Annotated in this window: 18 protein-coding genes, 1 tRNA gene and 1 pseudogene; 10 read left to right on the forward strand and 10 right to left on the reverse strand. The window is 56.3% G+C overall.

Going from position 1 to position 22,543, the window contains the following annotated elements; genetic code table 11:
- Window positions 1–24: 24 nt before the first annotated feature.
- Window positions 25–1,818, reverse strand: a complete 1,794-nt coding sequence (locus CQ011_RS13720; RefSeq protein WP_105678267.1) for an ABC-F family ATP-binding cassette domain-containing protein — start codon at window positions 1,816–1,818, stop codon at window positions 25–27.
- A gap of 163 nt (window positions 1,819–1,981) precedes the next feature.
- On the opposite strand from CQ011_RS13720, the gene CQ011_RS13725 reads away from it, so the two are divergent.
- From CQ011_RS13725 to CQ011_RS13735, 3 genes are all read left to right on the forward strand, one after another.
- A tRNA-Gln gene (locus CQ011_RS13725) sits at window positions 1,982–2,056 on the forward strand.
- 137 nt (window positions 2,057–2,193) lie between these two features.
- Complete coding sequence (glmU, locus tag CQ011_RS13730; RefSeq protein WP_105678268.1) at window positions 2,194–3,645, forward strand: bifunctional UDP-N-acetylglucosamine diphosphorylase/glucosamine-1-phosphate N-acetyltransferase GlmU; 1,452 nt, start codon at window positions 2,194–2,196, stop codon at window positions 3,643–3,645.
- Window positions 3,646–3,715: 70 nt separating this feature from the next.
- Window positions 3,716–4,696 carry a ribose-phosphate diphosphokinase gene (locus CQ011_RS13735; protein ID WP_096256646.1) on the forward strand — a complete coding sequence of 327 codons (981 nt, stop codon included), beginning with the start codon at window positions 3,716–3,718 and terminating at the stop codon, window positions 4,694–4,696.
- Between the two features lie 108 nt (window positions 4,697–4,804).
- On the opposite strand, the gene CQ011_RS13740 is transcribed toward CQ011_RS13735, so the two are convergent.
- Window positions 4,805–5,008 carry a hypothetical protein gene (locus tag CQ011_RS13740; RefSeq protein WP_146112628.1) on the reverse strand — a complete coding sequence of 68 codons (204 nt, stop codon included), beginning with the start codon at window positions 5,006–5,008 and terminating at the stop codon, window positions 4,805–4,807.
- Window positions 5,009–5,056: 48 nt separating this feature from the next.
- A complete protein-coding gene (locus CQ011_RS13745) occupies window positions 5,057–5,482 on the reverse strand; it encodes a DUF1801 domain-containing protein (protein ID WP_105678270.1) in 426 nt (141 codons plus the stop codon).
- Between the two features lie 300 nt (window positions 5,483–5,782).
- On the opposite strand from CQ011_RS13745, the pseudogene CQ011_RS13750 reads away from it, so the two are divergent.
- From CQ011_RS13750 to sufU, 4 genes and pseudogenes are all read left to right on the forward strand, one after another.
- Window positions 5,783–6,055: pseudogene (locus tag CQ011_RS13750) on the forward strand (50S ribosomal protein L25); the annotation flags it as partial.
- A 55-nt stretch (window positions 6,056–6,110) separates the two neighbouring features.
- Window positions 6,111–6,692 (forward strand): aminoacyl-tRNA hydrolase, encoded by a 582-nt coding sequence (gene pth, locus CQ011_RS13755; RefSeq protein WP_105678272.1) that lies wholly within the window; start codon window positions 6,111–6,113, stop codon window positions 6,690–6,692.
- A 199-nt stretch (window positions 6,693–6,891) separates the two neighbouring features.
- The gene (locus CQ011_RS13760; RefSeq protein WP_286161198.1) at window positions 6,892–8,193 is read left to right on the forward strand and encodes a SufS family cysteine desulfurase; all 1,302 of its coding nucleotides are present in this window, start codon (window positions 6,892–6,894) and stop codon (window positions 8,191–8,193) included.
- Entirely contained in the window at window positions 8,194–8,646 is a 453-nt protein-coding gene (sufU, locus tag CQ011_RS13765; RefSeq protein WP_096256651.1) for a Fe-S cluster assembly sulfur transfer protein SufU, read from the forward strand.
- A gap of 92 nt (window positions 8,647–8,738) precedes the next feature.
- On the opposite strand, the gene nhaA is transcribed toward sufU, so the two are convergent.
- Together nhaA and CQ011_RS13775 are read right to left on the reverse strand one after the other, a co-directional pair.
- The gene (gene nhaA, locus CQ011_RS13770) at window positions 8,739–10,085 is read right to left on the reverse strand and encodes a Na+/H+ antiporter NhaA (protein ID WP_105678273.1); all 1,347 of its coding nucleotides are present in this window, start codon (window positions 10,083–10,085) and stop codon (window positions 8,739–8,741) included.
- A gap of 159 nt (window positions 10,086–10,244) precedes the next feature.
- Window positions 10,245–10,739 carry a DUF2505 domain-containing protein gene (locus tag CQ011_RS13775; RefSeq protein ID WP_105678274.1) on the reverse strand — a complete coding sequence of 165 codons (495 nt, stop codon included), beginning with the start codon at window positions 10,737–10,739 and terminating at the stop codon, window positions 10,245–10,247.
- A 227-nt stretch (window positions 10,740–10,966) separates the two neighbouring features.
- Here CQ011_RS13775 and mfd point away from each other — a divergent pair, with 227 nt between their 5' ends.
- Window positions 10,967–14,584, forward strand: a complete 3,618-nt coding sequence (gene mfd, locus CQ011_RS13780; protein ID WP_105678275.1) for a transcription-repair coupling factor — start codon at window positions 10,967–10,969, stop codon at window positions 14,582–14,584.
- A 17-nt stretch (window positions 14,585–14,601) separates the two neighbouring features.
- On the opposite strand, the gene CQ011_RS13785 is transcribed toward mfd, so the two are convergent.
- From CQ011_RS13785 to CQ011_RS13805, 5 genes are all read right to left on the reverse strand, one after another.
- Window positions 14,602–15,084 (reverse strand): tetratricopeptide repeat protein, encoded by a 483-nt coding sequence (locus CQ011_RS13785; RefSeq protein ID WP_105678276.1) that lies wholly within the window; start codon window positions 15,082–15,084, stop codon window positions 14,602–14,604.
- Between the two features lie 104 nt (window positions 15,085–15,188).
- Window positions 15,189–15,440: a hypothetical protein gene (locus CQ011_RS13790; RefSeq protein ID WP_096256656.1), complete on the reverse strand. Its 252-nt coding sequence runs from the start codon at window positions 15,438–15,440 to the stop codon at window positions 15,189–15,191.
- Window positions 15,441–15,475: 35 nt separating this feature from the next.
- Window positions 15,476–16,162, reverse strand: coding sequence for a deoxyribose-phosphate aldolase (deoC, locus tag CQ011_RS13795; protein WP_105678277.1), 687 nt, complete (start codon window positions 16,160–16,162; stop codon window positions 15,476–15,478).
- Window positions 16,163–16,195: 33 nt separating this feature from the next.
- A complete protein-coding gene (locus CQ011_RS13800) occupies window positions 16,196–17,926 on the reverse strand; it encodes a phospho-sugar mutase (RefSeq protein ID WP_105678278.1) in 1,731 nt (576 codons plus the stop codon).
- Window positions 17,927–17,963: 37 nt separating this feature from the next.
- The gene (locus tag CQ011_RS13805) at window positions 17,964–18,764 is read right to left on the reverse strand and encodes a purine-nucleoside phosphorylase (RefSeq protein WP_105678279.1); all 801 of its coding nucleotides are present in this window, start codon (window positions 18,762–18,764) and stop codon (window positions 17,964–17,966) included.
- Window positions 18,765–18,878: 114 nt separating this feature from the next.
- Between CQ011_RS13805 and CQ011_RS13810 the strand changes: the two genes are divergently transcribed.
- Together CQ011_RS13810 and CQ011_RS13815 are read left to right on the forward strand one after the other, a co-directional pair.
- Window positions 18,879–20,291: an NAD(P)H-quinone dehydrogenase gene (locus tag CQ011_RS13810; protein WP_105678280.1), complete on the forward strand. Its 1,413-nt coding sequence runs from the start codon at window positions 18,879–18,881 to the stop codon at window positions 20,289–20,291.
- 362 nt (window positions 20,292–20,653) lie between these two features.
- Window positions 20,654–22,042, forward strand: a complete 1,389-nt coding sequence (locus tag CQ011_RS13815) for an MFS transporter (RefSeq protein ID WP_105678281.1) — start codon at window positions 20,654–20,656, stop codon at window positions 22,040–22,042.
- The last annotated feature ends 501 nt before the right edge of the window (window positions 22,043–22,543 follow it).

The raw sequence follows: 22,543 nt of genomic DNA on the forward strand, positions 1-22,543 counted from the left end.
TAGTTATTGCACCACCAGCTATGACTAGCTGAGGATTTCGGTGAGCTCAAGCCAGCGTTCTTCGAGTTCATCAATCTGAGATTGAAGATCGTTGATCCTGGCAGTTAGTTTGCCCAAAGCCTCGTAGTCACTCTGGTCGTGTGCGGCCATCTTGGTATGAGTCTTCTCAACCTTGTCCCGCAACTGACCGACCTTGCGCTCGTTAGCGTTCAGTTCCTTCTGAGTGGCGCGAAGCTCCGCGGCACTTAGACCCTTGGTGTTGGCAGAAGTACCGTTCGAGGACGCAGCGGCCGGATTGCCTGAGCCCTTGACGCCTTCGGCGCTACGCAACTTCAAGTACTCGTCAACGCCGCCTGGCACATGGCGGAAATTGCCGTCCAAGATGGCGTACTGCTGATCGGTGACACGTTCTAGCAGGTAGCGGTCGTGCGACACGACGATGAGCGTGCCAGGCCAGGAGTCAAGCAGATCTTCCAAAGCAGCCAACATGTCGGTATCGACGTCGTTCGTTGGCTCATCGAGGATCATGACGTTCGGTTCATTCATCAAGATCATCAGCAACTGCAGACGGCGGCGCTGGCCACCGGAAAGCTCATTGATCTTGGTGGACAGGTGTGCGGAGGAGAATCCCAAACGTTCCAGCAGCTGCGCTGGAGTCAGATCTTTGCCGTCCACATTAAACGTGGTGCGGAATCCAGCCAAGACTTCGCGAACGCGGTCTTCACCGATCTTCTCCAACTCACGGAACTGCTGATCTAGCACCGCCAACTTCACGGTCTGACCGCGCTTGATGGTACCGCCGGTAGGTACTACGGTGCCTGCAATCAAACCCAAAAGGGTGGATTTACCTGCACCATTGGCACCGAGCAACCCGGTACGTTCACCCGGAGCAATACGCCAGGTAAACGGCTTCAAGATTTGCTTGTCTCCGAAGCTGACCTCGGTGTCCAGCAAGTCCACCACGTCCTTGCCCAAACGGGTGGTGGCCATCTTCTTCAATTCCAGCGGGTTACGTACCGGAGGAACGTCGGCAATCAGCTGGTTGGCCGCTTCAATACGGAACTTTGGTTTGGCCGTACGTGCCGGGGCACCACGGCGCAACCAAGCAAGTTCCTTCTTCATCATGTTCTGACGCTTGCCTTCGGTGACCGCAGCAATACGGTCACGCTCCACACGCTGCAGGACGTAGGCCGCGTAGCCACCTTCGAAAGGCTCAACTAAGCGGTCGTGCACTTCCCAGGTATTGGTGCAGACTTCGTCGAGGAACCAACGGTCGTGAGTGACGACCATCAGTCCGCCGGAGTTCTTGGACCAACGGTTGTTCAGGTGCGTAGCCAGCCAGGAAATACCTTCGACGTCCAAATGGTTAGTTGGCTCGTCGAGGATGACCACATCCCAGTCTTGAACTAGCAGTGCAGCCAAGGCGACACGGCGACGCTGGCCACCGGAGAGCGTTGAAATTTGTGCTTCCCAATCCAGGTCTGCCACAAGTCCACCGATGACGTCACGAATGCGAGCCTCACCGGCCCACTCGTGAGCTTCCATGTCACCTACCAGTGCGTAATGCACGGTGGAGTCTGAATCGAGGGTGTCACTCTGGTCTAGTACCCCGACGGTTACGTCTCCACGTCGGGTCACACGCCCTGAGTGAGGGTCGATTTTGCCCGCGAGCATGCGTAGGAGCGAAGATTTGCCTTCGCCATTGCGTCCCACCAGACCGATACGGTCGCCTTCGGAAATACCGATGGTGACCGAGTCAAATACGACGTGGGTGGGATATTCGAGATGGAGGGCTTCGCCTCCGAGTAAATGAGCCACACCTCTAGTTTACGAAGCGACGCAAATCGAGAACTATTTAGTACCGATCTGAAGGCCATAGAGAAGATTATCTTTCACTAAGGTGTTGTGCGATTTCACTCAGACTCTAGATCGTGGCAGAATAATTAGCGTACTTAACGGGCGATGCTCGTCAGGTACGTTTTCCGCCCTGGTGTAATGGCAACACGCCAGCCTTTGGAGCTGTGCATTGTAGGTTCGAATCCTACGGGCGGAACCATTTAGCTCTCAGCGCCCCTTGTGGGCGCTTTTCTTTTTGAACGCCAGTTAAGCCGATCTTCCTCATCGCGATAGACTGTCAGCGGGGTTTTATTTTGATGCCAGAAACCTCATACTCGACTTCGCAGGAGAAAGCACTTGAGCGATCAGGTCAACGCACCAGTAGCCGTTATCGTCCTCGCCGCAGGCGCAGGAACCCGGATGAAATCGGCTAAGCCGAAGATCATGCATGAAATTGCAGGTCGTTCAATGATTTCTCACGCATTGCACGCCGCTTCCGCACTGGAACCGAAGAGCTTGGTCGCCGTAGTGCGTCACCAACGTGACCTCGTTGCAGCTCATATCGTTGAGCAGTTCCCAAGCATCACCATCGCAGACCAGGATGACATTCCTGGCACCGGCCGTGCCGTGCAGCAGGGACTTGACGCGGTAGATCCAGACCTCGAAGGTACCGTCGTAGTGACCTATGGCGATGTGCCATTGCTCACCAGCGAAGTACTGGCAGGCCTCGTGGTCACCCACGAAAAGAGCCGGAACGCTGTCACCGTGTTGACCACCGAGCTGGATGACCCATCGGGTTACGGCCGAATCTTGCGTGATGAAAACGGTGAAGTTTCCGGGATCCGTGAGCAGAAGGATGCCAACGAGGCAGAGCTTGCGGTCAAGGAAATCAACTCCGGTATCTATGCTTTTGATGCAGCCATGCTGCGTTCGGCGCTGACCGAGGTCACCACCGACAACGCGCAGGGCGAAATGTACCTGACCGACGTACTGGCCATTGCCCGTGCCCGCGGTGGCCGAGTCGCCTCCTCACAGATTGCCGACCGCTGGCAGATCGAGGGAGCCAACGACCGCGTTCAGGTTTCCAACCTCGCGCGCATCTACAACGAGCGCAAGACCGAATTCTGGATGCGCCAAGGCGTGACCATCATTGACCCGGCGACCACGTGGATCGACGCCACGGTCATGATCGGCCAAGATGTCACCCTGAAGCCAGGCACCCAGCTACACGGCGAAACCATCATCGGTACCAACGCCGTGGTTGGTCCAGACACCACCTTGACCAACGTGGTTGTTGGCCAGAACGCTACGGTCAAGCGCACCGACGCTACCGACTCGCGGATCTCCGAAGGCGCCAGCGTTGGCCCCTTCGCTTACCTGCGTCCCGGAACCGACTTGGGTCCGGACGGCAAGATTGGCGCTTTCTACGAAACCAAGAACGTGACCATTGGTCGCGGTTCTAAGCTCTCACACCTGGGTTATGCCGGGGATGCTGAAATCGGTGAGTACACCAATATTGGGTGTGGCAACATCACCGCAAACTACGACGGCGAAAAGAAGCACCGAACCAAGATTGGTTCGCATGTGCGCACCAGCTCGAACACCGTGTTCATCGCCCCGGTTGAACTCGGGGACGGCGCCTACACCGGTGCTGGTGCTATCGTCCGTAAAAACGTCCCGGCTGGCGCACTAGCGTTGTCCGTGGCTCCGCAGCGGAACACCGAAGGTTGGACGCTGGAAAAGCGTCCAGGCACCCCCTCGGCCGATGCCGCATTCAAGTCCTCGTTGAATAACTCGGCTTCCGAATAATTCATTCGAGGAATTCATTTCCTCAGACCACCTCATACGTGATAGCGAAGCGAGCGAGAAAGCAAACCCCATGAGTGAAATCAGCCATAATGTCGATAAAAAGCTGGTCCTGGCCACCGGCCGGGCACACCCGGAACTAGCAGCAGAAGTTGCTAAGGAACTGGACACCGAACTGCTCCCGCTGAACGCCTACGACTTCGCTAACGGCGAGATCTATGTGCGTTCGGACGAGTCGGTACGTGGCAAGGAAGTCTTCTTGCTGCAGTCCTACCCAGCCCCACTAAACAATTGGCTGATGGAACAGCTGATCATGATTGATTCGATGAAGCGTGCCTCGGCACGTCGTATCACCGTGGTCGCACCGTTCTACCCATACGCTCGTCAGGACAAGAAGGGCCGTGGCCGCGAGCCAATCTCGGCTCGTCTGGTAGCGGACCTGTTCAAGACCGCTGGCGCTGACCGTATTATTTCTTGCGATCTGCACACCGCGCAGATCCAGGGCTTCTTTGACGGTCCGGTGGACCACCTATTTGCCTTCCCACTGTTGGCGGACTACATCCGTGACCGGGTGGGCGATGACCCAATCACCGTGGTCTCCCCAGACACCGGACGTGTTCGTGTGGCTGAGCAGTGGGCCGAACGCCTCGGCGGCGCCCCACTAGCATTCGTGCACAAGTCCCGTGACTTGACCGTGCCTAATATGGCCGAGTCCAAGACCGTAGTAGGCCAGGTTGCCGGCCGTACCGCGGTTCTGATCGATGACATGATCGACACCGGTGGAACCATTGCAGGCGCAGTGCGCGTGTTGAAGGAAGCCGGCGCGAAGGATGTCATCATCGCGGCAACTCACGCGGTCTTCTCCGACCCTGCCGCGCAGCGTCTGGCCGAGTGCGGTGCCACCGAAGTTGTGGTCACCAATACCCTGCCAATCCCAGAAGAAAAGCGCTTCGCGAACCTCACGGTTCTTTCGATCGCTCCGATGCTGGCACGCGCCATCTCTGAGGTCTTCCACGAGGGTTCTGTCACGAACCTATTCGACGGTCGCGCCTAGTAGTTCTCGTTTCGCAAGCCAATGGCCGGCACCTTCGGGTGCCGGCCATTGGTCTTTAAAATAGCTTTTAAGATGCAGGTTCCCGGCGGTCATTACAAGATAATCGGGCTAACTAGCCGCGAGAAAAATGAAATGGTCGTTGGGGGAGAAGCGGTGCGCCTCGGTGCATCGGTAACCGCGTAACCACTGTTGGTCACCGACGGTACGAAGATAAAATCCCTTGGGGAAGTCATCGCCGCCCAGTGCCAGCGAAGCTACCGTGAGCGAACTATCCGGAGCATTCCCAACGTTGAGCACGCTGTTCCTGGACATGGGCTGATTCGTATAGGTCAGGCGGGACTGCGCACCACCATAAGTAAGTTACTGACCAGCCTCGGTGAGAGCCAAGGCGTAGGAAGTCGCCAGCAGCTCGCGCAATGCTTCCAGATTAACTTTGGATAAGCGGCCTAGATAAAGGCATGCTTTGCTGGCCTTGTGCGGGCCAAGCGCGCCAAGAAGCTCGGGCCATTTTGCCGCGAAATCACTTTGCAGATAAATAGTGTGTTTTGCAGAGCCTGGCGCAAATGCCATCAACGGCGAGTGTCCACTACGACCGCTGTCGTAACGGTATTCGTACTCACCGAAACCGATGATGCGCTCCGCCCAGACAACCGGTGGTAAGCCGGTGATTTCTTGGAAGAGTGCTAGAAGCTGCTCGGCTTCCTCACGACGTGCGCCTGGGGCGCGGGAGAGAACCTCGGCAACGGGCATATCGGATGGTGACATCGCTGGTTGTTTGGCGCTCATATGTACTCCTTTATATCGGATGGCTTGAGGCCACCGAAGAATGATCTTTCCTGCCCACACTACCGGGCATTGTGGCTAGTGCTGCCGGGATCTTTCAGAGTTGTGGCGTAGGGTACAGATTTTTTACTCTCGCCTGCTTGCTGGTAGAATTTCTACTTGTGCTCAGGCGAGGGAATCATCTTTTTGATGTGACCGTTATCGACAAGGCCGGAAAAGCTCTTTCATCTCCAGATGATGGATGCTTCCCAGGTCCACGCAGGGCGTAAAAAGAAGCATTCAATCACAATAAGGAGATTCATCATGGCATCTGTCAACCTTGACGCCGTAGTTCGTTCCGATTTCGGCAAGGGCGCAGCCCGTCAGGCTCGTCGTGACGGCCTGATCCCAGCAGTAATCTACGGTGCAGGCTCCGAGCCACAGCACATCTTGCTGCCAATCCACGAGACCACCTTGGCTATCCGTGACCGCGGCGTTCAGCTGGTTCTGAACATCGATGGCAAGGAAGTTACGACCTCCATCAAGGACATTCAGATCCACGCAATCAACCGTACCGTTGATCACATGGATCTACTGATCGCTGCGTAAGTTCGGTCCTCGGAGCGAATACAGCTTTTAGTAGCTAAAACTTATGAGTAGTGATACTTGGCTGGTAGCCGGGCTCGGGAATCCTGGGCCCGGCTACGCTGGCAATAGACACAATGTCGGGCAGATGGTGCTCGACGAATTGGCCAAACGCGTCGGCTCGAAATTTAAGACTCACCCATCGCGTGCCCAGATCATTCAGGGACGAATATCCGTTGGTGGACCACGGGTGGTGTTGGCCAAACCGATGACCTACATGAACCTTTCCGGTGGCCCGGTTGCGAATCTCGCAAAATTTTTTGGAATTGGTGTCGAGAATTTGATCGTGGTGCACGATGAAATCGACATTCCTTTTGACACCGTCAAGCTCAAGCGAGGCGGCGGAGAAGGCGGCCACAACGGTCTGCGCGATATCTCTAAAGCCATGGGCTCTAAAGACTACTTGCGAGTTCGCGCAGGTGTTGGACGGCCCACCAGTCGCATGGATACTGCCGATTGGGTCTTGCAAGACTTCTCTAAATCAGAGAAACAGAATTTGCCTTTCCTGATCGATAATTCGGCTGACGCCGTGGAACTGTTGATGTCTTCCGGTTTAGAAGCCGCACAGGGAAAATTTCACACTTCGTAAAGTTAGCTTAGTCACTGCGCCCGGTGCGCTGCCCCTAGTGGGTAGTGTACCGGGCGCTGTTCTTTTGGATGAGGCATTGCTTACTAAGGCCTAACTTAGATGAGATTCGAGATCTAGAGTGGAATAATTAGCCAATGTACCCATTGCCTAATCGCCAAATCTGAGCGGGCAAACCATATCCATCACCTCGGAGGACCAAGTGCACACGGTAATCGGTCACCCAGAAGCAACAGAGGCGCTCTCTCTTTCAGAGGTTGAGCGCATCAAAGCAGACTTCGAAATCCTGGAGCACCAAGTCAACGGCACGGATCTCGTATATCTGGATTCTGGCGCGACGAGCCAAAAGCCTCGTTGTGTTTACGAAGCCGAACAGCACTACTACGAGTACGCCAACTCTGCGGTGCATCGTGGAGCGCATAGCCTTGCGGTGGAAGCCACCGATATTTTTGAACAGGCCCGCGAAACGGTAGCTAAGTTCATCGGTGCGCGCAGCAATGAACTAGTGTGGACCTCCAACGCCACCGAAGCGTTAAATCTCATCTCGTACTCCATGTCTAACGCGTCCCTCGGCCGTGGTGGGGACGAAGCACAACGCTTCCGTCTAGGGGCCGGCGATGAAATTTTAGTCACCGAACTCGAACACCACGCAAACCTCATCCCCTGGCAGGAACTGGCTTTCCGCACCGGAGCAACGCTGCGTTACGTCCCGGTCGATGAACAGGGCGCACTGCGCTACGAGATGCTTGATGAACTAATCAACAGCAAGACTAAGTTGGTGGCCTTCACCCACGTATCGAACGTGTTGGGAACCATCACCGATGTGGCGCGATTTGTTTCCGCTGCCAAAGCGGTAGGCGCGCTGACCGTACTGGACGGGTGCCAGTCGGTCCCGCATATGCCGATCGACGTGAAATCTTTGGACGTAGACTTCATGGCGTTCTCCGGTCACAAGATGTTAGGTCCTACCGGCATCGGTGCCTTGTATGGCCGTGCTGAACTATTGGACGCGATGCCACCATTCCTCACCGGTGGTTCAATGATCACCGTTGTTGATATGGAACACGCAGAATTCCTCCCGTCTCCGCAGCGATTCGAAGCAGGAACCCAGCGTGTGGCACAGGTGCACGGATTGGCTACCGCCGCCAGCTACCTGGATGAGGTCGGTATGGATCGCATTGCCGCCTGGGAAGAACACCTCGGCGCGATGCTTTTTGAAGGACTGTCAAACCTTGAAGGTGTCCGCGTTTTTGGACCTTCAGGCATTGCACGTATTGGTACGGTGCCCTTCGAAGTGATCGGAGTGCACCCACATGATGTGGGACAGTACCTAGATTCACGGGGTATTGCGGTGCGTGTGGGACACCATTGTGCCCAGCCGCTGCACCGAGCCTTAGGCGTTTCGGCCACAACTCGTGCGAGCACCTACCTGTACAACACCGAGCAAGACATTACCGCACTGATCGAGGCAGTTTCCTCCGTGCGTGAATACTTTGGAGTCTAAATGAATGAATTAGATCAGCTGTACCAGCAAGTAATCCTCGACCATGCAAAGAGGCGTATTGGGTCGCCTCTGGTGGACCCTGCCGCCGGTGAGCTGCATGGTGAGTCGCACCAGCACAACCCGATCTGTGGAGATCAGATTCGAGTTCGCGTCGCAGTCGGTGAAAATGATCATTTCACCGCGATGAGCTGGGAGGGCGACGGCTGTTCGATTTCTATGGCATCCGCCTCGGTGCTCAGCGAAATGCTTCCGGAACTTACCAAAGACGAGTTTTTGGACAAGCTGGAAGTCTTCCGTGAAATGATGCGTTCGCGCGGCGCCATGGTACCCGATGAAGAAGTACTCGAAGACGCTGCCGCCTTTGTGGGCGTCTCTAAGTTCCCTGCACGAGTCAAGTGCGCAATGCTCGCTTGGGTTGCGGCAGAGGCCGCTATGCTCGGCGCAAGCGCCTAAGCAGGCCAAGACCTAGCAACTTAGTATTCAAAATAAAAACGGCTTTGGCCTTCACGCAGGTGAAGGCCAAAGCCGTTTTTATTGTCAGCGGGTTATTTGTCGTCCGCCTGATAAACATCTGGAATGCCGTCTTGGTTATCGTCACGCGATTCCCGTGCGGCGATCTCCTTATAGCGTCGGTTACGTGGAACCAGCCAGATGGCACCTAGGATCGCGGCGACAAATGACCCGGCCAGAATCGCGACCTTCGCATGTTCATAGTGGGCCGATTCAAGGCCGAATGATAGTTCGGAGACCAACAGCGAGACGGTGAAACCGATACCGGCTAGCAGCGTAACCCCGAAGAGGTCACCCCATCGTGCGTCTTTATCCAAAGAGGCCTTAGTGAACTTCGTCAAGAGCCAAGTGGAGCCCATGATGCCTATCGGCTTGCCGAGGATTAGGCCTAAGACAATTCCCCAGAAGACTGGATCTGTTAGTAATCCTCCGCTGCCCTTGTCTGGAGAAATAACTGTCACGCCGGCGGCGAAGAAGGCGAAGATGGGGATGCAGAAACCTGAAGACAGTGGTCGGAATCGGTGTTCAAAGCGTTCGGCTAAACCGATCCCTTCGCGACCATCGGTGCGTTTCACTGGCACACAGAAGCCCAAAACTACACCGGCAATGGTTGCGTGAATACCCGAACCAAAGACGAAGATCCAGGTCAAAATGCCCAGCGGCAACAAGATCAGCCATGCGGCCCAGGCTCGTTTTGCGAAGAACTTGCCAAGGTAACGGGCAAGAATCGTGAAGAGAATAATCGGAATGATGGCCAATCCGAGGTACTCAAACTTCAGGTCATCGGTGAAAACAACGGCGATAATCACGATTGCGATCAGGTCATCGACCACGGCAAGAGTCAGCAGGAAAATACGCAGGGAGGCTGGTAGTGCCGAGCCGATTACCGCGAGGACCGCGACGGCAAAGGCAATATCCGTTGCCGTGGGAATAGCCCAGCCACGCAGTAGCTCGGTGCCTCCACCAGAACCGGCGGCAATGGCTACGAAGATAAGTGCGGGAACTAAAACACCACCAAAGGCAGCGGCCACCGGAACGGCGGCGGTTTTGATGTTGTGCAGGTCGCCAATGGCGAATTCTTTCTTCAGCTCCAAACCGGTCAGGAAGAAGAACACCGCTAGTAGGGCGTCTGCGGCCCAGTGACCGATGGAGAGATTCAGATCCACACCGAATAAGGTGGGTCCGAAGTGGAAATCACGCAACGCAAAATAAGAATCTCGCATTGGAGTGTTGGCCCAGATCAGGGCCAGGATTGCGCCGGCAATGAGAACCATGCCGCCGACTGTTTCTTTGCGTAGGATATCTCCGATACGCACAGATTCTTTGTAACTTGGGCGCGAAAACAGGTTCTTTGGCGAACCCGAAGATGGCGTTTGAGTCATAGCTAAACTCGCTTACTCCGTTAAATGACAAATTGTTCGCCGACCAGACTTCCCGGCACACCTAGGTTCTACCCTAACGCGAAAAGTGGTTGGAGCCACAAATCCCGGGCCATTGTATCTTCACACTGTCCCGGGAATTTGTGTTGAACTACGACTTGCTTACTTAGAAAGCCATTCGTTGACCTGTGCGGCTTGCATGTTCAGTGCCTTACCCAGGTAGGGCTCGGCTGCCGAAGCAATTTTGCCGCCAATGAACGGAATCGATGAAGAAACCTTCGCATCAATTGCGAAGTTGGTGCTCTCTCCTTGGGCTTTCAAAGTTTCAGTTCCAGAAACAGTCACCGGGACACCTGCCACGGTGATCTTCACTGTCGCCGAACGGTTTCCTGCAGCATCCGGTGCGCTCCACTGCTCAACCTGGGTGACGTCGATAGAGGCACCCACAAACTTGCGAGCGAAGTCTGGTACTCGGTCGGTGGGTAGCGCACGGACCGTGGTCAGGGTAAATGCCCCTGCGGTGTCACCGTCCACGGTGAAGCTGCTTAAGCTGCCCTTAGCGAGAGAGGTGAGGTGCTCGGCGAAACCGCGGTCGGCTAGGGTCGCAATGACCTGGTCCGCGCGGTGGGCGATCTGCGTGCTTGCGTTCAATGCCATGAATGCGAATCCCAATCTAAAAAGGTTCGGCGGTCGTGCGGAACAAACTTAGGTTCCGTGCCGTTTCTGGTCGGTATTAACCCTATCTGCTCTCACCGGTTAGGTAGGCTAGGAAGGCAACATAAAACAACATATTGGCATTGCGCCGACCGCGGAAAGATTTTGCGGTCGCTGTTTGTGGTGCGCCACGTAGCTGTTTTGCCGTCAGTGAGAGGAACTTTTGCAACATGAGCCTATCCGGACTTCATGATTTCCTGCGCGAGGAACCGTCATTTAGGCGAATCCAGCAAAGCGCCTCCCAACCCTTTGCAATACGTAGCGAAGAATTAGAGATTGCCGCTCCGCAAGGCATGCGCGCCATTCTTGGGGCGCATGCCACCGAAGGACTCATCGCGGGGAACAACCACGCGGTGATGCTCATTGTCACGGCCACAGGACGCGAAGCAGAAGAGGTCTCGGCCTCACTGAGCGCCTATATGCCAGAATCTCAAATCGCCGAATTCCCCTCCTGGGAGACCTTGCCACATGAACGGCTCTCACCACGCAGCGATACGGTGGGACGTCGGTTGGAGGTCTTGCGCAGACTTAACGACCAAGACCCGGACCTCAAGGTCATCATTGCCCCCATTCGCGCCGTACTCCAGCCTCTGGTGGCAGGACTGGGCCAGCTGCGTCCGGTGCTGTTGGAACTCGACGCCGAGCCGGGTTTTGAAAAGGTCATCCGTGATTTGGCGGCTGCCGCCTACGCACGCGTGGATATGGTGACCCACCGTGGCGAGTTTGCCGTACGCGGTGGCATTATCGATGTGTTCCCGCCAACCCTTGAACATCCGATACGCATCGATTTCTTCGGTGAACAAATCGACTCCATGCGCTACTTCTCCATCGCTGATCAGCGTTCCTTAGACGGTGCGGGCCCAACAAAAATTATTGCTACCCCCTGCCGTGAAATGCTCATTACCCCACAGGTGATGGGCCGAGCGGCAAACCTGAAAGCACATTTCCCAGCGGCCACCGAGATGCTCACTAAAATTGCCGGCGGTATCGCGGTTGAGGGTATGGAATCCTTGGCCCCGCTGCTGGTCGATGAAATGGTCCCACTGCTGTCATTACTTCCACAGTCCTCCATCGCCTTGGTCATGGAACCGGAGCGTGTGCGCACCCGTGCCCATGACCTCAATGAGACCAACGCTGAGTTCCTCGCCGCAGCCTGGGCTTCGGCTTCCGATGGAGCGGCGGCGCCTCTAGATCTAAGCACCGCTGAGTCGGGGCGCAAGCTCGCCTCCGGTGATTTTGCGTCATTGGCGCAAACCGTGGAAAACGCCAAAAACGCACAGGTCTCCTGGTGGTCACTAACCTCACTGGGCTCCGATGAAGATCTGGACCTAAGCGCGGCAATAATCCGCGTTGAGGCACGCGAACCGCGCGGATACCAAGGTGATGTCGAGGCGATGATGGAATTCATCTCCGGTCGCATCAAGGATCAATGGCGGATTGTTGTAGCCACCGAAGGCCCCGGCCCGGCAGCCCGGCTCTCCGAGCTATTCCAGGAATACCAGATCCCTGCGCACCGGGTGGAGCTGCTCACCGAAGCACCCACCGCAGGCCTGATAGAAATCACACAGGCTACCGCAGGACGCGGATTCGTCTTCGAAGCACTGAAATTCGGCCTGCTCACCGAGGCGGATCTCTTAGGTCGCTCCAGTGCGTACGGAAATCGTAAAACCCGTAAGCTCAGTGCCAAGCGCAAGCGTAACGCCGTGGACCCGCTGTCATTGCAGACCGGGGACTACATCGTGCATGAACAGCACGGTATCGGAAAGTTCGTGGAATTGGTGGCCCGTAAGGTTTCGGGTTCGTCCAAGGATTCCAAGCGTGAATACCTGGTGGTGGAATACGCGCCGTCCAAACGTGGGGCGCCGGGGGACCGGCTCTTCGTTCCCATGGAACAGTTGGATCTCATTACCCGATATGTGGGTGGTGAAGCTCCGAGCATGTCCAAGATGGGTGGTTCGGATTGGGCTAGTACCAAGTCCAAGGCACGCAAGGCGGTCAAGGAGATCGCCGGGGATCTGATCAAGCTGTATTCGGCGCGCATGGCTAGCCGTGGCCATGCCTTTGGCCCGGACACTCCGTGGCAGAACGAGCTGGAAGAAGCTTTTGCTTATGTGGAGACCCCGGACCAACTGACGGCTATCAACGAAGTCAAGCAGGATATGGAACGCGAGGTCCCAATGGACCGGCTCATCTCCGGCGACGTCGGCTTCGGTAAAACCGAAATTGCGGTACGTGCGGCATTTAAGGCAGTACAGGATTCAAAGCAGGTGGCCATCTTGGTACCCACCACGCTGCTAGCCTCACAGCACCACCAAACATTCACCGAAAGGTACTCGGGGTTCCCGCTGCGGGTACGCACGCTTTCACGTTTCCAAACTGCCAAGGAATCCAAGGAAATCCTTGCCGGGCTCAAGGACGGTTCGGTAGATATCGTCATCGGTACCCACCGGTTGCTGTCCAAGACCGTGCAGTTTAAGAACCTTGGGCTGGTGATTATCGATGAGGAACAGCGCTTCGGTGTAGAGCACAAGGAAGAGCTGAAGAAGATGCGCACCAACGTGGACGTGTTGGCCATGAGCGCCACCCCGATTCCGCGAACCCTTGAAATGAGCCTTACCGGCATCCGTGAGACCTCCACGCTTGCCACCCCGCCCGAAGAACGCCATCCGGTGCTCACCTTCGTCGGGCCGCGCAGCGACAAGCAGATTTCTGCCGCTATCAAGCGCGAGCTGATGCGTGATGGTCAGGTGTTCTTTGTTCATAACCGGGTATCATCCATCGACCGGGTTGCCGCGGAATTGCGCGAGCTAGTTCCCGAGGCACGTGTGGAAGTGGCTCACGGCAAAATGAGCGAAACACGGTTGGAACGGATCATCCAGGATTTCTGGGAGAAGAAATTCGATGTGCTGGTGTCCACCACCATCATCGAGACCGGGCTAGATATTTCTAACGCCAACACGCTGATTGTGGACCGGGCGAATAACTATGGTTTGTCCCAGTTGCATCAGCTGCGCGGCCGTGTGGGCCGTGCCCGTGAACGTGCCTACGCCTACTTCCTCTGGGACGTGGAAAAGCCTTTGGGTGAGGTGGCGCTGGAACGGCTCAAAGCCGTCGCCGCGCACAATGAACTAGGCTCTGGCTACCAGCTGGCCATGAAGGACCTGGAGTTGCGTGGGGCGGGCAATATGCTTGGCGGTGAGCAGTCCGGGCATATTGCCGGGGTTGGCTTTGACCTGTACCTGCGTCTTGTCGGCGAGGCCGTTGCAGACTTTAAGGGTGAGGGCGAAGAAGAAGCGGCCGAGATGAAGATTGAACTTCCGGTCAATGCTCACCTGCCGCACGAGTATGTTCCTGGCGAACGCTTGCGGTTGGAGGCCTACCGAAATATTGCGGCCGCCGAAAGTGCGCAGGCGCTCGCCGAGGTTCAAGAAGAGCTCGAAGACCGTTACGGCAAGCTTCCGCAGCCGGTGGAGAATCTGATGCGGGTGGCGGCGTTACGCGTGCGTGCCAGGGCCTTGGGGTTACGTGATATTCAGCAGATCGGTAACCATATCAAGGTCTCCCCGGCAAAGATTGAGGATCTTCCGGCCAGCCGTCAGGTTCGTTTGGAACGTCTCTACCCGGGAGCCGTAAATAAGCCTGCGCTCAACGCGATCTTCATTCCGAAGCCGCGTACCTCTCCGGTGGGCGGACGGGACCTCGCCGATGAAGCGATCCTTGAATGGGCCGAGCGTCTGCTTTACGGGATCTTCGAGCCTGCCCCGGTGGTGCCGAGCAACGCTCAGTAGCCGGTGGCGGGTACCGATTAACTGGTGCCCGCCAGTTCCTTGGCGTAGTCACGTACCGGACGTCCATAAAGGCTGAGGGTGGGTGCCAGCGTTTGCAAAGCTACACGTAGCGCCTGCTGGGGCTCTCCTGCATCGTATAGGGCGAGCGCTAGGAATGCCTGAGCATCGCGGTACACGTGGCTTGGTGTCTGGATCAATTGCAATAGTTCCACCGCCTGGCCGGCTTCGCCTAAGTTGCGTAGCGTGCTGGCTAGTTGAATACGCGCTTCGTCCAGTTTGTCTGGTTCAAGGCCGGTGGCTATCGCCGCCCGGTAGGGTTCCACGGCTTGGGCTTCTTCGCCGAGATAGTCGTGCAGTGAGGCTCGCTCAAAGAGTACCACCGCGTCTCCGGCTGGCCGCTGAGCCAGTAGTTCATCAAGTTCTTCGCGTAGCGTCTGTGGGCTTTTCCCCTTGGCGCTGCGCCAGAAGACCTCGAGCTGTTCACTAAAAGTACTGATCATAAGTCGAGGCTAGTGCGCGTCATGATCTGGAACAAGGGCAGAATACCCGGTTAACGAATTGTGGGGGAGGCCTTTCGGCCTCCCCCACAATGCTCAAGCGAAAATTACAGGGCAGCGTTTGCTGCGGCTGCCTCTTCGATAGAGTCCGCGCGACCCATCAGGTGCATTGGAATCGCAAAGGCCAAGAAGCACAGCGCGAAGCATGCAATGGTTGGCCACCAAGCGGTCTCCAACGTCCAGTAAGACAGGGCGTAAAGACCGGCAGCGAACATCACCGTGAAGATTAGGGTATTAACGATGTTGCCAACGAGGCGACCTTCACCTGAGTGGGCGGTGTTCTTGCCGTTCGAGTACACTTTTTCTCCTTGAGGAAACGAATGGGTGCGGGATCTTAGTAAGCGGATCCGCTTTGCTCTCCCTCTAGGATAGCAACTCCTGAGCTGGAACCGAGACGTGTTGCGCCGGCAGCAATCATTGCCCGCGCGGTTTCGACGCTGCGCACCCCGCCCGAAGCCTTCACTCCGAGGTCTGGGCCGACGGTTTGACGCATCAACGCGACGTCTTCAACTGTCGCGCCACCGGTAGAGAAGCCGGTTGAAGTCTTCACAAAATCGGCTCCGGCAGCCTTCGCTGCCTCGCAAGCGAGCACCTTTGCCTCGTCGGTGAGTAGGCAGGTTTCGATGATGACCTTCAAGATTGCGCCACCCTCATGGGCTGCCTGTGCAATGGCGAAGATCTCGTTGACCAGGGAGTCACGATCTCCGCGCAGCGCTGCGGCCACATCGATGACCATATCGATTTCATTGGCGCCGTCGGCTACCGCGGTGCGGGTTTCAAAGACCTTGGTCGCGGTGGTGGAGGTGCCCAGTGGGAAACCAATCACCGAACAAGTCAACAGGTTGGACTCTGCCAGTTCGCGCGAGACGGTCGATACCCATAGTGGGTTAACGCAGACTGATTTAAATTCGTACTTCTTCGCTTCCTCGCAGATCGTGATGATCTGTTCGCGGGAGGCATTCTGCGCGAGCAGGGTGTGGTCAATGTAGCCAGCGATTTCGCGAGCACTTAATTCGGACATCGTGATCCTCTTTTATTCGTTCGTAGGTTCGGATTAGTTTGTGAGGAATGCTTCAAGTTCAGTCTTGATCGCTTGGCACTGCGCCGTGGCACGTGCCCGAGCCGCCGGAACGTCAGCCAGATCCTCGGCATGCTCTACGGTTTCCAGGTAGCATTTCAGTTTTGGCTCTGTGCCCGAGGGGCGCACAATAACGCGTGCGCCGGTGAAGGTGTGCAGCACCATGGCGTTGGTGGCAGGCAGCTTCTCGGTGCCTTGTGAAAGGTCAGTGACCTCGGTGACCGCCGCTCCGGCAAGCTGCGCCGGAGCGTGGGTGCGGATCTTGTCCATCAGCACCGGGATCTGCGACAGGTCGGTGAAGCGCATCGAAAGCTGGTCGGTGACATGTACGCCGTGTTTGGCCGCGAGCTCGTCTAACCTGCCCTGGATACTGTTTGAGCTGGCCTTCAGCTCCGCCGCTAGATCTGCGAGAACTAAAGCCGCGGACATACCGTCCTTGTCACGCACCAGTGAAGGGGCTACCGCGTAGCCCAACGCTTCTTCGTAGCCGAATCCGAGGTTTTCCACGCGGGCAATCCATTTAAAGCCGGTGAGCGTTTCCTCATGTTCTCTTCCGCTGTCCTTGGCGATAGCCGCCAACATGCGAGATGAAACGATGGAATTTGCCAGCTTCTGCTCGGCCGGAAGGATGCGCGAAAGTTGGTCGCCGAGTAACCAACCGACCTCGTCCCCGCGCAGCATTCGCCAAGCGCTACCGTCATGAATGGCTGCGGCACAACGGTCTGCATCCGGGTCATTAGCAATGACCAGATCCGCTCCGAGCTTCCGAGCTAGTGCAAGGGATAAGTCAATGGCGCCTGGCTCCTCCGGGTTAGGGAACTTCACCGTCGGGAAATCTGGATCCGGATGTTCCTGCTCGGGGACCATATGTACGTCGCTGAACCCGGCGTTGAGCAGTGCTAAACGCATGGTGTGCCCACCGACGCCGTGCATCGCGGTGACTACCACCTTCAGATTCTTTCGTGCGGCGGCAAGTGATCCATCGGCGCGAGGAATAACGTTACCGATTGAATCTAGGTAGGACGCTTCGATGTCGCCATCTTCGCCGGCTCCCGGAAGTACGGTCCAGCCCGAGTCGACGCGTTTAATGTCCGCTACGGGTTGATCTGCATCGATCAACGCGGCAATCTGCGCGTCGATGGGGGAGACAATCTGTGCGCCGCGGCCCACCTCGTCGGCAACCTTTCCTCCGACGTAGACCTTATAACCGTTATCGCGCGGCGGATTGTGGCTGGCCGTGACCATCACGCCGGCTTCGGCACCAAAGGTGCGCACTGCCCATGCCAGCACTGGTGTGGGCAGTGCCGAAGGCATCAGCAATACCTCGAATCCGGCCGCGGTAAACACCGCAGCCGAATCCGTGGCAAACACATCCGAGTTATAACGTGCGTCAAAACCGATCACCACCTTAGGGGTGTACGCCCCGGCGGCGCGCTCGGACAAAAAGCGCGCGATTCCGGAAGCGGTGCGCATCACCACTACCCGGTTCATCCGCATGGGGCCGGCGCCAAGCTCGGCACGCAACCCGGCGGTGCCGAATTCGAGTACTCCGCTGAAACGATCGGCTAGATCTTCTAATGCAGGTCCGTCGCCGGACTCAACGTTGGAGATCAGTGCACGAAGCTCATGGGCGGTGGCCGGATCAGGATCCTGAGCGGCCCAGTCGGTTGCCTGCGCGAGGAGTTGGTTTTTCTCGGTTTGATTCATCGTTTTCCTTGGCTCTACAGGTGAAAGTGTTTCTCGCCTAGAGGCGGGCGATGATTTGTGCCAGTAGCTTGGAGATGCGTGGGCCGGCGGTCTGGCCGGCCTCAATGACCTCTTCATGGCTTAGCGGAATGGGGCTAATACCGGCAGCTAAATTGGTGACTAACGAAATGCCGAAAATTTCCATTCCAGCGTGGCGGGCGGCAATGGCTTCCAAAGCGGTGGACATGCCCACCAGATCGGCGCCAATGGTTTTGGCGTACTGCACCTCTGCCGGGGTTTCGTAGTGTGGACCGGTGAACTGTGCGTAGACGCCCTCGTCCAGGGTTGGGTCAACTTCACGAGCAATATCACGCAGGCGCGAAGAGTACAGGTCGGTCAGATCCACAAAGGTGGCTCCTTCCAACGGAGAAGTCGCGGTGAGGTTGATGTGATCCGAGATCAGGACCGGGGTGCCCGGGGTCCAATTCGGGTTCAACCCGCCACAACCGTTGGTCAACACCAGCTGGGTGCAACCGGCGGCCGCTGCCGTACGGATGGGGTGCACTACCGAACGCACACCACGGCCCTCGTAGTAGTGGGTGCGCGCGCCAAGGACAAGAATGCGCTTACCCGATTCGGTCAGAATCGAGGAAATAGTGCCGCGGTGGCCGGGTACGGCCGCAGCATGGAAGCCAGGGATGGTGGTGGCATCGAGCGTGTGGGTTCGCTCGCCAATTAGCTCAGCGGCTTCGCCCCAGCCGGAGCCGAGGACCAGAGCAATATCGTGCTTTTCGACATTAGTTTGCTCGGCAATTACCTGGGCGGCCTGTGCCGCCAACGCCTGTGGGTCATTTTGCATATCATTCACGTGAAATACGCTACCGGTAGGTAGCCCCTTTGTCAGGTGGAACCGGTGGCATATGGAGGAAATTCACTCGATCGTGATGTGCGCAAAAGCTGTGCATGGGGAACAATGGGAAATGTGAGCGCAGATCCTAGGAATAAAGCAACCCGTTTAGTAATCCTCGGTGGTGGACCAGGTGGCTATGAAGCTGCCATGGGAGCCGCCCAACTAGGTGCCAATGTCACCGTGGTGGAACGTGCAGGGATGGGTGGTTCGGCGGTTCTTACCGACGTCGTACCGTCAAAAACCCTCATTGCCACCGCTGACGCGGTACGCCGTGTCCAGCACGCGGAAACCTTCGGTGTACACATCGAGGGTATCGATGACGCGCAAACCGACTTCTCGGTGGTCAACCACCGATTGCTGGAACTCGCCAAGGAGCAGTCCAGCGACATTCGTACCGGCCTAGAACGTGCCGGAGTGCGTATTGTGGTCGGCGAAGGCCGTCTCCTAGACCGTAAAAACATCGCCGTAAGTCACCCAGATGGTTCGGAACAGACCATCGAAGCAGACGCAATTTTGCTGGCTGTCGGTGCCCACCCGCGTGAACTTCCTACCGCCAAACCAGATGGCGAGCGCATCTTCAACTGGACCCAGATTTATAACATGAACGAGGTGCCAGAGCACCTGATCGTCGTTGGTTCCGGTGTTACCGGTGCAGAGTTCGCTTCCGCCTACAATCTCCTAGGCGCCAAGGTGACCTTAGTCTCCTCGCGTGATCGTGTGCTTCCGGGCGAGGATGCAGACGCCGCGGCAGTACTGGAAGACACTTTCAAAGAAAACGGTGTAAACGTTGTCTCACAGGCTCGCGCCGAGGGCGTCGAGCGTAAGGGCGATAAGGTCTTCGTTTCGTTGGCAGACGGCCGAGTGCTTGAAGGAAGCCACTGCCTGATTGCAGTTGGCGGTATTCCTAACACCGAAGGTCTGGGACTAGAAGAAGTTGGCGTGCAGCTAACTGATTCTGGCCACATCAAGGTTGATGGCGTTTCACGCACCACCGTGACGAACATTTATTCGGCCGGTGACTGCACCGGTGTCTTCGCGTTGGCGTCGGTAGCAGCTATGCAGGGGCGTATCGCCGTAGCTCACTTGCTAGGTGACTCAGTGAAGCCATTGGATTTGAATCTGGTCTCCTCGAACGTCTTTACTTCCCCGGAAATTGCCACGGTTGGTGTTTCCCAGCGGGCAGTAGCCGAAGGCAAATACCAGGCCAACATCATCAAGGTAGATCTGAACACGAACGCTCGTGCAAAGATGATGAACGTTGAAAAGGGCTTCGTGAAAATCGTTTCACGCAAGGGTTCGGGAACCGTTATTGGTGGCGTTGTCGTTGCACCACGTGCCAGTGAGCTCATCTTCTCACTCGCGCTCGCCGTGCAAAACAGCTTGCACGTAGATGATGTCGCGGAAACCTTCTCGGTTTACCCATCCTTGTCAGGTTCGTTGGCTGAAGCTGCGCGACGGTTGCACCGCCGTATGTAGTTTCACCCGTTCCGAGTAAAAGCCGGGCTTCCTGATGTGATCAGGAAGCCCGGCTTTTTCAGTTTTCGGGTTCCACTGCAATCTGCGCTGCCAGCCACGTTCAAATTTAGCGGAATTTGTGTGAAGCGCTTCACACGCGGACACGTTTTTGGTATAAGCGCCGCTGGGATCTGAAGCTCTTCAGTCTCATTATTTTGAAGTGATTTTTCAGCAGGTCAGCGTCCAAACTCAAGGTCAAAATAACTTGATGAAAGAAATGTGTCCGAATGTTGGACACAAGTATCCACATGCTGGTCAGTTCGACGTACCATTATTGAAGTCATAAACGAGCCTTTATTCGCATCCTAGAAGGAGCCGCCAGCATGTCGCAGGCTAACCAGACAGTAGCGCCAAAGGAAAACACCAGGGGTCGCGTGCTGTTCGCCAGCATGATCGGCACCACCGTCGAATTCTTCGACTTTTATGCTTACGCCACCGCGTCGGTATTGGTTTTCCCCACGCTGTTCTTCCCTAACGCAACGCCTATTAACGCCATTTTGTCTTCCTTTGCCATCTTTGGTGTGGCATTCGTTGCGCGCCCGCTTGGCTCCATAATCTTCGGCCACTACGGCGACAGGTTGGGACGTAAGGGAACTCTGGTTGCGTCATTGCTTCTGATGGGTATCGCTACCTTCCTGATGGGCTTCCTGCCTGCTGCGCAGGGGCACTGGACGATCCTCGCACCGCTGGCTTTGGTGATTTTGCGTTTCGCTCAGGGCCTGGCGCTTGGTGGCGAATGGTCTGGCGCGGCATTGCTTGCCACGGAGAACGCTCCAAAGAACAAGAGAGCTATCTACGGCACCTTCCCGCAATTGGGAGCACCGGTCGGCTTTATCCTGTCTAACCTGATCTTCGTGGTCCTGCAGACCACTTTGACCGCAGAGCAGTTCTTAGCTTGGGGCTGGCGCGTACCGTTCTACTTCTCCGCCGTTATGGTGGTCATTGGCCTGTGGGTACGTTTGAAGCTCGTTGAATCCTTGTCATTCCAGAAGGTACTTAACGAGAAGAAGGTTGTAAAATCGCCTTTCTCGGTCACGATGAAACACCACTGGCGCCCAACTCTGGCCGGTACCTTCATCATGTTGGCTACCTACGTGCTGTTCTACCTCATGACCTCGTTCACCCTGACATACGGCACTACAGCTTCATCGGTTGAACAAGGGGAGGCTACTGCGAAGGCGGCCGGCAAAACCTTTAACGCTGAAGGATTTGTTCCAGGTCTGGGAATTGAACGCCCAACCTTCCTGACCATGCTGATTATCGGTGTCGTATTCTTCGGTATTTTCACCATGGTTTCGGGACCGTTGGCCGAGAAATTTGGCCGTCGTAAGTTCTTGATTTGGGTTACCATCGGAATTCTAATTTTCGGTTTAGCCTGGACGCTATTCTTCGGCCCCGGACAAGCTGCAGCGATGGCAGGTCTGATTGTCGGTTTCACCCTCATGGGTCTAACTTTCGGTCCGATGGCCTCATATTTGCCTGAGCTTTTCCCTTCCAACGTGCGTTACACCGGATCCGCGGTTGCTTACAACCTGTCCTCGGTCATTGGTGCAGCTCCGGCTTCGTTCGTGGCAATCGCGTTGTGGAGCGCAGGAAATGGCAGCACGACGGGTGTGGGCATCTACCTGGCAATTGCCGCCGTACTCACCTTGGTGGCGCTGTTCCTTACCCGTGACACCAAAGATGTAGATATGGAAGAGTTCGTCGAGTAATTTCGGCTGAAAATCTTCAAGATGGCGTGTAGTGCAGTCCGCAAGGATTCGCATTACACGCCATCTTTCATTTGTCCTTAGGCAGGACTACAGGGCAAAACGGCTGCCGTGGGTCTGGCGTGGGTTCAGAGAATTTAGTGAACGAAAATTTCGTTCACTACCAACCGCAGGTTCGAACTTACATCCGGGGCTGATAGCCAATCCGGTTGTTGTAGATAGGGGCGAGGGGCCACTGGCAAAAACTTTCGTTCGGGGCCGAAACTTGGAACCAATACCGCATGCCACGGCGAAGTGCCCGAAGTAAGTCGCCCGCGCTGGCTGTAGCCAGCAACAAGGTTCGAAGGTCCCGGCCAGATAAGTGAACGAAATTTTCATTCACTTATGCTGCTTTCAGTCAGGACCTTAATGTCCTGACGCTGACGGCGTTTTTCGTTCAGTCAAAGACTAGGCCTAGAGAACCAGCAAACAACACCAAAAGAACCAGACACCACCCCGGTTCAG

The sequence above is a fragment of the Arthrobacter sp. MYb213 genome, from assembly GCF_002979915.1.
Classification (GTDB): Bacteria; Actinomycetota; Actinomycetes; order Actinomycetales; family Micrococcaceae; genus Glutamicibacter.

Coding starts and splice junctions, on each gene's coding strand:
- CQ011_RS13735 (WP_096256646.1), top strand. CDS start 3,716: ATGAGTGAAATCAGCCATAATGTCGATAAAAAGCTGGTCCTGGCCACC.
- CQ011_RS13740 (WP_146112628.1), bottom strand. CDS start 5,008: ATGTCCAGGAACAGCGTGCTCAACGTTGGGAATGCTCCGGATAGTTCG.
- CQ011_RS13745 (WP_105678270.1), bottom strand. CDS start 5,482: ATGAGCGCCAAACAACCAGCGATGTCACCATCCGATATGCCCGTTGCC.
- pth (WP_105678272.1), top strand. CDS start 6,111: ATGAGTAGTGATACTTGGCTGGTAGCCGGGCTCGGGAATCCTGGGCCC.
- sufU (WP_096256651.1), top strand. CDS start 8,194: ATGAATGAATTAGATCAGCTGTACCAGCAAGTAATCCTCGACCATGCA.
- nhaA (WP_105678273.1), bottom strand. CDS start 10,085: ATGACTCAAACGCCATCTTCGGGTTCGCCAAAGAACCTGTTTTCGCGC.
- CQ011_RS13775 (WP_105678274.1), bottom strand. CDS start 10,739: ATGGCATTGAACGCAAGCACGCAGATCGCCCACCGCGCGGACCAGGTC.
- mfd (WP_105678275.1), top strand. CDS start 10,967: ATGAGCCTATCCGGACTTCATGATTTCCTGCGCGAGGAACCGTCATTT.
- CQ011_RS13785 (WP_105678276.1), bottom strand. CDS start 15,084: ATGATCAGTACTTTTAGTGAACAGCTCGAGGTCTTCTGGCGCAGCGCC.
- deoC (WP_105678277.1), bottom strand. CDS start 16,162: ATGTCCGAATTAAGTGCTCGCGAAATCGCTGGCTACATTGACCACACC.
- CQ011_RS13800 (WP_105678278.1), bottom strand. CDS start 17,926: ATGAATCAAACCGAGAAAAACCAACTCCTCGCGCAGGCAACCGACTGG.
- CQ011_RS13805 (WP_105678279.1), bottom strand. CDS start 18,764: ATGCAAAATGACCCACAGGCGTTGGCGGCACAGGCCGCCCAGGTAATT.
- CQ011_RS13810 (WP_105678280.1), top strand. CDS start 18,879: ATGGGAAATGTGAGCGCAGATCCTAGGAATAAAGCAACCCGTTTAGTA.
- CQ011_RS13815 (WP_105678281.1), top strand. CDS start 20,654: ATGTCGCAGGCTAACCAGACAGTAGCGCCAAAGGAAAACACCAGGGGT.